We start from the raw sequence: 11,883 nt of genomic DNA, 5'->3' as shown, positions 1-11,883 counted from the left end.
CGATGCTCTAACCAACTGAGCTATATTGCCATGTTTCAGAGGCGCGAATTATTCCCTTTTGGGCGTTTTATGTCAACCGTTTGGCCGGTGAAAAAAGCACGGGATGCAGGACAAAAAAAACCAGCACGCTGGCTGGCTTTTTTTGTGGTGTTGGATGGTTAAAAAAGCATCAAACGTTGAAGCGGAAGTGGATAACATCACCATCTTTTACGATGTACTCTTTGCCTTCAAGCCGCCATTTTCCTGCATCTTTTGCGCCCTGCTCGCCTTTGTTGGCGACAAAGTCATCGTAAGCAATGGTTTCTGCGCGGATAAAACCTTTCTCAAAATCGGTATGGATGACACCTGCGGCCTGAGGTGCAGTAGCTCCAACCTTGACCGTCCAGGCGCGTACCTCTTTCACACCGGCGGTGAAATAGGTTTGTAGGTTAAGCAGATCATATCCGGCGCGAATAACACGGTCGAGACCGGGTTCTTCCATGCCCAGATCCTGCAAAAACTCGAGGCGTTCATCATCATCCAGTTCAGCAATTTCAGCTTCAAGCTTATTGCACACGACGACCACGCCTGCACCTTCTTGCTCGGCCAGGGCGCGTACCTTATCCAGATGCGGGTTGTCGTCAAAGCCATCCTCGTCCACATTGGCGATATACATAGTAGGTTTGACTGTCAGCAGGTGGAAGCTCTTAACAATTTTCATCTCGTCTTTATCGAGATCCATGGCGCGAACGGGCTGCCCTTCTTCAAGGTGCGGGATGAGGCGCTCGAGCATCGCTTTCTGTGCGACCGCTTCCTTGTCGCCACCTTTGGCGCCACGCTGTACACGCTGCAGCTGTTTTTCGGCAGACTCAAGGTCGGCCATTGCTAGTTCCAGGTTGATGGTTTCAATATCATCAAGCGGATCAATTTTGTTGGCAACATGGATCACATTGCTGTCTTCAAAGCAGCGGACGACATGTGCAATGGCATCGGTCTCGCGAATGTTGGCGAGGAATTTATTACCCAGTCCTTCTCCCTTGGAGGCACCAGCGACCAGACCAGCGATATCAACAAACTCCATGGCGGTGGGTACAACGCGTTCTGGGCTGACCAGATCCGCCAGTTTATCCAGTCGGGGATCGGGCATGGCTACTGTGCCGGCATTAGGCTCAATGGTGCAGAATGGGAAGTTTTCAGCTGCAATCCCGTTTTTGGTCAGAGCATTGAAAAGAGTGGATTTACCCACATTTGGTAGGCCGACAATACCGCATTTGAAACCCATCTGGTCAGTCCTCTGAGTGGTTGATTAGGAAGCGGAAAAACTGTGTAACTGATTCATGGCTTGTCCCCAGGCGCCTTTGACGGCAAGTTCAAGGTAGCGTTGAGCTTCATCACTGGCAATTTGTGTCGCGTCACGCTCTTGTGCGGGGGCTTTACCCAGAACAAAGTTACTCACCTGACTACTGTGGCCGGGATGTCCGATACCCAGTCGCAGGCGATAAAAATTCTTGTTGTTGCCAAGTTTGCTGACAATGTCTCGCAGGCCGTTATGGCCACCATGACCGCCGCCCTGTTTGAAGCGAGCGATGCCAGGCGCGAGGTCCAGCTCGTCATGAGCCACCAGAATGGATTCAGCAGGGATCTTGTAGAAGCCGGCAAGTGCCGCGACTGCCTGACCACTGAGGTTCATAAAGGTCGTGGGGACCAATAGGTGAACTGGCTGGCCAGCGAGCATGATCTTGGCATACAGGCCGTGATATCGGGATTCGGCCTTCAGAGAGGTGAGATGCCGAGCAGCAAGCTGCTCGACAAACTCAGCGCCGGCATTATGACGGGTCTGGGTATAGCGGGCCCCGGGATTGCCGAGGCCGACGATTAGCTCGATTTTGTCATTCATGCCGGACGTAATCGATCAGGATTACTTAGCAGCGCGAGCGCCACGTGGAGCGTAAACGTAACCGATACCCTGGTCGTGGTCTTCACCGCGACGCAGAGCAACAATCTCAACGCCTGCTGGCAGGGAGATGTCAGACAGGTGAAGAACCTGGTCGCTTTGGCAAGCAGACAGGTTAACTTCAACAGACTCTGGCAGGTCGCTTGGCAGACACAGGATCTCTACAGTGTTCTTTTCAGCAGCAAACTTGCATGCTGCTTTAGACGCTGCGGATTTTTCAAAACCAGCAAATGAGATCGGTACAGTGATCTTGATTTTGTTGGTTTTGGTGATGCGCTGGAAATCAGCGTGCAGAACCGTTGGCTTGGAAGGGTGGCGCTGCAGATCCTTGATGATGACCTGTTCTTCTTTGTCATCCAGTTTCAGCGTCAGGATGGAAGAGAAGAAGGTGTTATCTGCCAGCATTTTAACCAGTTCGTTATTCTGTACAGAGATAGCGGCAGGCTTTTTACGCTTGTCACCACCATACAGGATACCTGGTACCAGGCCTTCACGACGCAGGCGGCGGCTCGCACCTTTCCCTTCGTCTTCACGTGCTACAGCATTTACAACAAAGTTAGACATTTTCTTTACCTTTAAAAAACAATCTGCAACACCTTGCGACCAGGTCTTGCAGATCATGTTACCCCGTGGGGCAGATATCCGATCCTGGGATCGGGTGTGTTATCAGTGGATCAACCGCTTAGCGGAACATCGCACTGATGGATTCTTCATTGCATACCCGGCGTACGGCTTCAGCCAGCAAGGGTGCCAGGGTCAGTTGTCGGATTTTGCCAGTTTTCTTGGCTTCTTCTGACAGCGGAATAGTATCCGTAACAACCAGCTCGTCCAGCTCGGACTCGGTGACATTTTTGATCGCCGGGCCTGACAGTACCGCGTGGGTGGCATAAGCCATGACTTTCGCCGCGCCGTTGGCTTTCAGTGCTTTGGCTGCTTTGCACAGTGTGCCAGCGGTATCGCACATGTCGTCGACCAGTACGCAGGTACGGCCTTCAACGTCACCAATGATATTCATTACCTGAGACTCGTTGGCGCGTTCACGACGCTTGTCGATGATGGCCAGATCGCAGTCCAGTTGTTTTGCCACGGCGCGGGCGCGAACCACACCGCCAACGTCAGGAGAGACAATCATCATGTCACCGTGCTCCTGGTCCATAATGTCGTCCAGCAGTACCGGGGAACCGTAAACGTTATCCACTGGGGTGCTGAAAAAGCCCTGAATCTGATCCGCGTGCAGATCAACCGTCAAAACGCGGTCGATACCCACAGTGGACATCATGTCGGCTACGACCTTGGCGCTGATAGCAACGCGGGCAGAGCGTGGGCGACGATCCTGACGGGCGTAGCCAAAGTAAGGCACGACCGCAGTGATGCGACCAGCAGATGCACGACGCAGCGCATCTGCCATTACGATCAGTTCCATCAGGTTGTCGTTAGTCGGTGCGCAGGTCGACTGGATGATAAATACATCTTTACCGCGCACGTTTTCCTGGATCTCAACGCTCACTTCGCCATCGCTGAAGCGACCTACGTTGGCCTGACCCATCGGGACATCCAGACGTTCTACCACCTTAAGGGCTAGCTCAGGGTTGGCATTACCGGTGAAAACCATCATCTGTGACACGGTGAGCACCTTTTCGACACTTGTTAATTCGGGATTGGATTGGGAACCGTTCATGGGTTATTGGCTGGGGTAGGAGGATTCGAACCTCCGCATACTGGAATCAGAATCCAGTGCCTTACCGCTTGGCGATACCCCAACGTTGCTCCTATGGAGGACGGCCTCCGTTCAAAGAGGCGCAGATTATCCAAGATCAATTAGGCAAAGTCAAACCAGAAAACGGCCTAGACGTCAGGCGCTGCGCCACTTATCCAGTCATGAATTACAATGAGAATCGTAAGCTGGCCGTGCTGCAGGCGCAACTTGCGGGGCAGGGTGGGTGAGCCGCTGTGATAGGCGAGAAATTCAACCTGCCAACCCGCTTGGCGTAATAGGCTGAGACGGTTCTGCTCGAGAATTAATGTGCTACTGGGGCCAGGTGCTGGCAGACCTCTGATCCACCAGTAAAACTGACTCACCGGCAGGTGCCAGCCAAGATACTCTTCCAGTAATGCATCGGGGGAGGAGCCACGAAATATGCCCTCGCCGGCAACATCTACTGTGACGGCACCGGGATTACCGTATAGGGAAGCGCCTCCCTGTCCCCAGGGGCCGCGAATATCGATTTGATAGTTATCGCTGGCCTGAACCCATTTCAGGTTGGCTGATTGGCTGTCCTGTGGCGTACGGATGCCGATTTTACCTTTGAGTGTCCAGTCTTTAAGTTGGCTGAGGGTTTGTTGGTGTAACTCCCAGCTATCGCTGGCCATAGGTGGCTGCGGCGGTGCAGAGCTACAGCCGGACAGGATAAGGATGGATAGGAGGGTTGCCAACCAAAGCTTCATGGCGTCGATTCGTTATTCACCAGAGCCTGGGCTTTGAGCAAGAATGGACTTTCTGGCGACTTGTTAAGAGCAGTTCTGAGCAACATGCGTGCTTTATGTTTCGCTTTTGTCTGCCAATAGGCTTGTATCAGATGTGCCGCGACTTCAGGGTCGGGGTGGCGCTCATAAGCCAGTTCAAGATAGGGAACCGCTTCATCGGGCTGGCCGCGCAGGAATAGAATCCAGCCCATGGAATCGAGTATGGCTGGGTCATCAGGCTTTAGGCGCAGCGCAGCACTAATGAGTTGGTAGGCCTCTTCATAACGCTGGGTATGCAGTGTCAGGGTGTAGCCCAAGGCATTCAGGGTCATGGCGTTGTTGGGTTCCTGTTGCAGGATTTGGCGCAGGTCCTGCTCGGCCTGAAGGAAATCGACCGACTCGATTAACATGGCGCGGCTATATAGCAGATCCAGATTGCCGGGGAACGATGCCAGGGCTGCATTCAGTATTTCAATCCCTTCTGGCCGGTAGCCATGTATATCCAGCCACTCTGCTTCCAACATATACAGTTCGGTGGTCAGATCTGGATGGTCACTGCGGGCCTGGTTGAGAATCGATTGGGCCTGGGCTTTGTCTTGTGGCTGATCCAGTAACGAGATGGCGCGAGATCGGGACTGCAGCAGGTTACTGCCAGCAGTGACTTGCAGAAAGTGCTCCATCGCCAGTGTGTTCTGCTGCGCTTGCTGTGCGATATAACCTAGATAGTAGTGGGGCGAAGTATCTTCGGGTGATTGCTTGAGCAGGTCGTTGAGAGCAGACGCTGCCGCATCCATCTGGCGGTTTTCTAACATCAACAGTGCCAGATAGTAAGCCAGCTTATCATCCCCAGGATTGTTGTCACGCAAGGCAAAGGCATGGTTAATGGCCGCCGGATATTCGGTACTGTCAAACAGCAGTTGGACATAAAGCAGATGTATCTGGCGGTTGTCAGGCTGTTTTTCGTAGGCTTCTTTAACCAGTTCCAATGAGCGGATGGTCTCGCCGTTTTTATGCAGCAATTCGGCTTTTTGTACCAGAATATCCAAGTTATCTGGTTCCAGTGCTAATGCTTTGTTGTAGGCTGATTCGGCTTGTAGTGCAAAGCCTGCCTGGCCATATAGCAATGCCAGTGTAGTCAGCAATTCGGGGTCGTTGCTGTTCTCTTGATGGCGATGTTTCAGCAGTGACAGATATTGTTGACGTTGTACTTCCGGCAACTTGCTGCTTTGGCGTCTAATCAGGGCCAGTACTGCACTGCTGTCCTGATCCAGGGCTTTATTAAGCAGTGGCAGTGCCTGGTTAAATTCTCCTTGGTGCAGGTGTACGGCAGCTTCAAATTGATAAGGTTCTGTATTGTCAGGCTCGATATCACGCCAGAGTTGGCTCGCTTGTAAAAGCGCTTTGCTGTTATTCAGAAATTGCGCGATGCGAGTGGCACGTTCAGCGACGCGCGGGTCACGGGTTTTTTCAGCCTGCTCCAGGTATTGCTCCAGTGCCAGGGGAAACATACGGCGTTGACCAGCCAGTTCGGCTACCAGCAACGAGTACAGAGATTCCTGATTAAATTCACCTGGGATATAGATGATTTCAGCATCTTGTTTTGGGTAGATGATCTGATATTTCGGTGCAGACTGTGCAGTTGTTGCGGCGTGAGTGTCCGGCTGCGTAGGTGTTTCAGCAACTGAACTACATCCACTTAATAGCAGTGGAAGTAGCAAGCAGGATTTGAACACATTTTTCATTAGAAACCATTAATTACCGCAACAGTGGAAATATCCACTATAGATGAATCGCTGTTGCTTTGTAAGACACTGGGAGTTGTACGACAGTTCGCATGGGATGGATGAATATTTGTATGGAAACAGCAGGATAGCGTTGCTTGTGCTAGTTGTTAAGAGTCAGTAACGACGGCGGGGAAGGCTATGTCACAATCTGCGGGTTTTACTTTTTTCGGTTCGGTGCGGCGTAATAGCGTGGCGCTGATGAGTCTGTTGATTGCCATTGTTGCGCTCACTCAAAATTCCTGGCGGGCAGAGCGTACCGAAGAGAACCGCAATATCCGCTATGCGGCATTTGAGGTGCTGCGCGAAGCGACAGAGCTGCAGTTGCTGGTGGACCATGCTCATTATGATGCTGACAGTGGCGAAGGCAATCCGATTGTTGGTTGGGCAATGGTGCAGTATATGGTTGATCTGAGTATTGTTTTACCCCCGGAAATCGGCGCGGAGTCGGCAAACCTGAAGCAAGTATGGCAAGCACATTTTAGTGCGCTGGGTGCTGCAAATAGTGATAACAGTCTGCAGGCGAATGAAACTATCACTGCAGCCATTCAATCTCTGCGGCAAGTGGTTAAGAAAATCATTATCTCGCTCGAATAATGCTGCAACTGAATCGCATTGCCAGGCTTTACGTCCGGTCGGCAATTGTTTGGGAGCACTTGTTACGCTTTGTTGCTCAAGCGCTTTGCTCTGGGTCAGCTTGGACAGAGTTTTCTGTCCTGTATTTTAATCTTTGCACTAAAGCGTTGTATCATAGCGCGCTTGTTTGTACTGGATTCACTGACAATGGCATTACTGGCACTGGGCATCAATCACAAGACGGCAACCGTTGCGGTGCGCGAGAAAGTCGCTTTTGCGCCGGAACACCTGTCCGATGCACTTGCTACGGCCAGTGATTATGCTGGATTGAAAGAGCTGGTGATCCTCTCTACCTGCAATCGGACCGAGCTGTATTGTGCGTCTGAACAGCAGGACCCTGAGCGTCTTTTGGACTGGTTGAGTGAGTATCATGGCGTTAGTCGTGAGGAGCTCAACCAATGTGCTTATTGTCACAGTGATGAAGCGGCTGTGCGGCATATGATGCGAGTTGCCAGTGGCCTTGACTCTCTGGTGCTGGGCGAACCCCAGATCCTGGGTCAGCTGAAATCCGCACATGGTTTATCCCAGGAGCATGGTTGCCTGGGAGGTGAGTTAGGACGGTTGTTTCAGCAGACGTTCTCTATTGCGAAACGGGTACGTACCGACACGGCCATTGGTGAAAATCCGGTATCAGTGGCCTATGCGGCAGTCAGCCTGGCGCAGCATATTTTTGCCGATTTAAGTCGCAGTAAAGCCTTGTTGATTGGCGCCGGAGAAACCATCGAATTGGTGGCGCGTCACTTGGGGCAGGCGGGTGTTAAACAGATGACAGTGGCCAACCGAACCCTGGGGCGGGCATTGGATCTGGCTCAAGAGTTTGATGGCAAGGCGATCTTACTGGGAGATATTCCTCAGGCCTTAGTCGATGCCGATATCGTGATCGCATCTACTGCGAGTCAGTTGCCTATTCTGGGTAAAGGGGCGGTGGAAGCGGCCCTGAAAAAACGCAAACACCGTCCGATCTTCATGGTCGATATTGCCGTGCCGCGGGATATAGAAGAGCAGGTCGCAGAACTGGACGATGTTTATCTCTACACTGTTGATGATCTGCGTGAGGTAATAGAAGAAAATCAGCGTAGCCGGGAAAGTGCAGCGCTGGAAGCTGAAGAGATCATCGAGGCCGGTACGCATGAATTTATGCGCCAGTTGCGGGCGTTAAATGCAGTGGATCTGCTGACCACCTTTCGCAGCCGTACTGAAGCGATGCGAGACCAGGAGCTGGAAAAAGCCCTGCGCCAGCTGGATAAGGGTAAGCCCGCCGCCGATGTGTTGCATCTACTTGCGCGCGGTCTGACCAATAAGTTTTTGCACCAACCTACTATTCAATTACGTCAGGCCAGTGCCGATGGCCGCACGGATCTGCTGGATCTGCTGCAGGAACTCCATCAGCTGGATGACCCCAAGAATTCATCTGAATGAAACAATCGATTCTCGATAAGTTAGACAAACTCAGTGACCGTTATGACGAACTGGCGGTACTGTTGTCGGAACCTGAAGTGATCTCGGATCAAAGTCGGTTTCGTGATTTTTCCATGGAATATTCTGAACTTGAGCCTGTGGTCAAAACCTTTGCCGAATATCGTCAGGTTGAGGAGGACATGGCTGAAGCGGAATCGATGCTCGAGGATAGCGACCCTGATCTGCGTGAAATGGCGCGGGAAGAGCAGCAGTCTGCTAAGCAGCGAATCGAAGCGCTTACCGACGTTCTGCAGATACAGTTACTGCCGAAAGACCCTAATGATGGCCGTAACGTGTTTCTGGAAGTGCGTGCTGGTACTGGCGGTGATGAAGCGGCTATATTTGCTGGCGACCTGTTTCGTATGTACTCCCGTTATGCGGAAACCCAGGGCTGGCGGGTGGAAGTGGTCAGTGCTAATGAAGGTGAACATGGCGGTTTCAAAGAGATTATCAGCCGTGTTGTCGGCACTGATGTGTATTCCCGCTTAAAATTTGAGTCCGGCGCACACCGGGTACAGCGGGTGCCGGAAACTGAATCTCAGGGCCGAATTCATACCTCTGCCTGTACGGTTGCGGTGATGCCTGAGCTGGATGAGTCCGCCGAGGTAGAGATCAACAAGGCAGATCTGCGGGTGGATACCTTCCGTGCCTCCGGTGCGGGTGGGCAGCATGTCAACAAAACGGATTCTGCTATTCGTCTTACCCACCTGCCCACAGGGGTAGTGGTGGAGTGTCAGGAAGAGCGTTCACAGCATAAGAATCGCGCCAAGGCGATGTCACTACTGGCGTCCCGGTTGCAGGCCGCAGAACAGGAAAAACAGGCGGCTACCATGGCCAGTACCCGCAAAAGCCTGGTGGGTAGTGGTGATCGTTCTGAACGCATCCGTACCTATAACTACCCGCAGGGCCGGGTAACCGATCACCGCATCAATTTGACGCTGTATAAACTGCCGGAAATTGTCGGTGGAGAATTACAGCATGTCATAGACCCGTTGCGTCATGAGTTTCAACTGGAACAGCTCAGTGCATTGTCTGAGGACGGCTGATGCGTCTTGATCAGGCGTTATTGTTAAGTTCAGAACTGACGGATGTCAGTCCAACGCCGGATATTGATCTGGAGCTGTTGTTGTGTCACCTGCTGCAGCAGCCACGCAGTTACTTGTTTACCTGGCCTGAATACCAGCTCTCGGATGCAGAGTGTCAGCAGTTGACCGAGTTGCTGGCAAGGCGCAAGGCGGGCGAGCCGGTGGCGCATATCATTGGTCAGCGCGGTTTCTGGTCTTTCGATTTGGCGGTTTCATCGGATACACTGATCCCCAGACCTGATACGGAACTGCTGGTGGAGACTGCGTTGCAGCTCGGTTTACCTGTCGATGCCAGAGTCGCAGACTTGGGCACTGGCACCGGGGCAATTGCCCTGGCATTGGCCAGCGAGCAGCCGTATTGGCAATTAGTGGCGTCGGACATAGTGACTGGTGCGGTGGCATTGGCAGAGCGGAATCGCCAGCGGTTAGGCTTGAATAATGTCACCCTGTTGCAGGGTAGCTGGTTTGAGCCTCATCAGGGGGGATATGACTTGGTTATCAGTAACCCGCCCTATATCGATGAGCAGGACCCACATTTGGCGGCAGGTGATCTGCGCTTCGAACCAAAAACGGCACTGGTGGCAGCCGAAAAAGGGTTGGCGGATATTCGCTGTATCAGTGAGCAGGCACGCAGTTATCTGCAGCCTGGTGGCTGGTTGTTGTTTGAACATGGTTATGAGCAGGCGCCGGCGGTGCGTGATCTGTTACAGGAACTGGGCTTTACTGTGGTGACTACCTGGCGTGATCTGGCTGATCATGAACGGGTCACCGGCGGGCGCTGGCTGAATAAAGAGGAGCATTATGCTGACCGATGAACAGTTGTTGCGTTACAGCCGGCAGATCATGTTGCCTGATGTGGATATCAATGGGCAGGAGACCTGGCTTAACTCGACTGTATTAGTGGTAGGCCTGGGCGGCTTGGGCAGTCCTGTAGCGATGTATCTTGCCGCTGCGGGCATTGGTGAACTGGTGTTGGTGGATGGGGACGAAGTTGATCTCAGTAACCTGCAGCGTCAGATCGCCCATACCACTAAACGGCTGGGTCAGCCCAAGGTGGACTCAGCTAGAAAGGCCCTCGCGGCATTGAATCCACAGGTCAGAATCAAAACCCAATATGAGCAATTGGGTGAAGAGGCACTGCATCGCCTGGTCGCTACGGTTGATCTGGTGGTGGACTGCAGTGATAACTTCGCGACGCGGTTTGCCCTCAATCGAGCCTGTTTTGCGCATCAAAAACCCTTGGTCTCCGGTGCAGCGATCCGTATGGAGGGGCAAGTGTCAGTGTATGACCCGCTGCAGGTTGACTCGCCTTGTTATCAGTGCCTCTATGGTGAAGGAGATGAAGAATCGCTGACCTGTTCAGAATCAGGGGTGTTATCGCCGTTGGTGGGCATTATCGGCTCAGTACAGGCGTTGGAGGCACTTAAAATGCTGGCGTCTGTGGGACGCAGCCTGGCTGGGCGACTACTCTTGCTGGATGCGGCAAGCATGGAGTGGCGCGAGATGAAATTGCGCAAAGACCCGGCATGCCCGGTATGTTCTTCCCGGCAGGTTAACCGGAATAGTTAATGACTCCCCATACCCGCATCAGATAAATACCTGTGCTCAGCGTAAGCACTGACCCTAATGTAGTTGCCAGGATAATGTTGGCTGCCAGCTCGGCGTTACCGCGCATGGTTTTGGCCATGACAAAGCTGGCGGCGGCTGTTGGACAGCCAAACAGTATCATGAGTAGTGTCAGGTCCTGACCTTCAAATCCCGCCAGATAAGCACCCAGCGTCAGCATGACAGGCATCAGCAAGAGTTTGTTGGTGGTGGCCCAAAAGGCCTGGCCTGAGGTGCTTTTCAAGCTTTCCATATTGAGCGATGCACCGATGGTCAACAGTGCCAGAGGCAGTGTCATATTGGCAAAATAGCGTCCGGAACGCTGCACGACATCCGGCAGATCAATGCTCAGATATGAGATCGGCAGTGCCAGTATTACCGCAATAATCAGCGGGTTGCGCACTACTTCCAGCAATGCTCCCCTGAAGCGGCGGCCATCGGTTTGATGGTGTGGCAGCGTTAATGCCAAGATCGATAACACGTTAAATAACGGAATCACCAAGGCTAGCAGTAGAGATGCCTGCGCCAGGCCTGAATCTGAGTAGAGGTTGTAACTGATAGCTAGGCCGATGATGCCGTAGTTGCTGCGGAAACTGCCCTGAATAAAAACCCCCAGGTCTTCGGCGCGGTGAATAAATCGCCGCGAGGTCAGCCATAGGCCGGTAAAAAACACCAAGGTGCCAATAAACACAAAACCCAATTGTTCGGGGTTAAAAACGGCCTGGAAGTCGGTGCGTGCAATCGACATAAACACCAATGCAGGCAGTGTCACCACAAACACCAGTTTGGAGGCAGTATGCACGAATGCGTCATCAATCAGGGCGACTCGACGCAGAATAAACCCCAGTAATACGATGACAAAAATGGGGGCAACAATATTGGCGGTGAAAATCACCGAATCCAGATACAGGTTCAAGGTGGC

12 protein-coding genes and 1 tRNA gene are annotated in these 11,883 nt (G+C 52.6%); 5 read left to right on the top strand and 8 right to left on the bottom strand.

Annotated elements, in window-relative coordinates; translation table 11 throughout:
• Positions 1–169 precede the first annotated feature (169 nt).
• From ychF to ACFVYJ_RS10660, 7 genes are all read right to left on the bottom strand, one after another.
• Positions 170–1,261 (bottom strand): redox-regulated ATPase YchF, encoded by a 1,092-nt coding sequence (gene ychF / locus ACFVYJ_RS10690; protein ID WP_419414990.1) that lies wholly within the window; start codon positions 1,259–1,261, stop codon positions 170–172.
• Between the two features lie 24 nt (positions 1,262–1,285).
• Positions 1,286–1,876, bottom strand: coding sequence for an aminoacyl-tRNA hydrolase (gene pth, locus ACFVYJ_RS10685; protein ID WP_419414991.1), 591 nt, complete (start codon positions 1,874–1,876; stop codon positions 1,286–1,288).
• Between the two features lie 21 nt (positions 1,877–1,897).
• On the bottom strand, positions 1,898–2,497 hold the full coding sequence (locus tag ACFVYJ_RS10680) for a 50S ribosomal protein L25/general stress protein Ctc (protein ID WP_419414992.1): 600 nt from the start codon (positions 2,495–2,497) through the stop codon (positions 1,898–1,900).
• Positions 2,498–2,615: 118 nt separating this feature from the next.
• Positions 2,616–3,548 (bottom strand): ribose-phosphate pyrophosphokinase, encoded by a 933-nt coding sequence (locus tag ACFVYJ_RS10675; RefSeq protein WP_463255289.1) that lies wholly within the window; start codon positions 3,546–3,548, stop codon positions 2,616–2,618.
• A 70-nt stretch (positions 3,549–3,618) separates the two neighbouring features.
• Positions 3,619–3,693: transfer RNA gene (locus ACFVYJ_RS10670), tRNA-Gln, on the bottom strand.
• Positions 3,694–3,778: 85 nt separating this feature from the next.
• Positions 3,779–4,378 carry a lipoprotein insertase outer membrane protein LolB gene (gene lolB / locus ACFVYJ_RS10665; protein WP_419414994.1) on the bottom strand — a complete coding sequence of 200 codons (600 nt, stop codon included), beginning with the start codon at positions 4,376–4,378 and terminating at the stop codon, positions 3,779–3,781.
• Entirely contained in the window at positions 4,375–6,138 is a 1,764-nt protein-coding gene (locus ACFVYJ_RS10660; protein WP_419414995.1) for a tetratricopeptide repeat protein, read from the bottom strand. Before ACFVYJ_RS10660 ends, lolB begins: the two co-directional genes overlap by 4 nt.
• Before the next feature lie 180 nt (positions 6,139–6,318).
• On the opposite strand from ACFVYJ_RS10660, the gene ACFVYJ_RS10655 reads away from it, so the two are divergent.
• From ACFVYJ_RS10655 to moeB, 5 genes are all read left to right on the top strand, one after another.
• Positions 6,319–6,774, top strand: coding sequence for a hypothetical protein (locus ACFVYJ_RS10655; protein ID WP_419414996.1), 456 nt, complete (start codon positions 6,319–6,321; stop codon positions 6,772–6,774).
• Positions 6,775–6,960: 186 nt separating this feature from the next.
• The gene (hemA, locus tag ACFVYJ_RS10650) at positions 6,961–8,232 is read left to right on the top strand and encodes a glutamyl-tRNA reductase (protein WP_419414997.1); all 1,272 of its coding nucleotides are present in this window, start codon (positions 6,961–6,963) and stop codon (positions 8,230–8,232) included.
• Positions 8,229–9,317 carry a peptide chain release factor 1 gene (prfA, locus tag ACFVYJ_RS10645; RefSeq protein ID WP_419414998.1) on the top strand — a complete coding sequence of 363 codons (1,089 nt, stop codon included), beginning with the start codon at positions 8,229–8,231 and terminating at the stop codon, positions 9,315–9,317. The genes hemA and prfA overlap by 4 nt, the downstream gene beginning before the upstream one ends.
• Positions 9,317–10,171, top strand: a complete 855-nt coding sequence (gene prmC / locus ACFVYJ_RS10640; RefSeq protein WP_419414999.1) for a peptide chain release factor N(5)-glutamine methyltransferase — start codon at positions 9,317–9,319, stop codon at positions 10,169–10,171. Before prfA ends, prmC begins: the two co-directional genes overlap by 1 nt.
• Positions 10,158–10,925 (top strand): molybdopterin-synthase adenylyltransferase MoeB, encoded by a 768-nt coding sequence (gene moeB, locus ACFVYJ_RS10635; RefSeq protein WP_419415000.1) that lies wholly within the window; start codon positions 10,158–10,160, stop codon positions 10,923–10,925. The genes prmC and moeB overlap by 14 nt, the downstream gene beginning before the upstream one ends.
• Here moeB and ACFVYJ_RS10630 read toward each other — a convergent pair.
• Positions 10,909–11,877 carry an AEC family transporter gene (locus ACFVYJ_RS10630; RefSeq protein ID WP_419415001.1) on the bottom strand — a complete coding sequence of 323 codons (969 nt, stop codon included), beginning with the start codon at positions 11,875–11,877 and terminating at the stop codon, positions 10,909–10,911. The two genes, moeB and ACFVYJ_RS10630, sit on opposite strands and share 17 nt — an antisense overlap.
• Between the last annotated feature and the right edge of the window lie 6 nt (positions 11,878–11,883).

It is taken from the genome of Pontibacter sp. JAM-7 (assembly GCF_048548695.2).
Taxonomy (GTDB): domain Bacteria; phylum Pseudomonadota; class Gammaproteobacteria; order Pseudomonadales; family Balneatricaceae; genus Neptuniibacter.
Note: the sequence above shows the minus strand (reverse complement) of the source record. Positions and strands in the feature narration are given on the sequence as shown.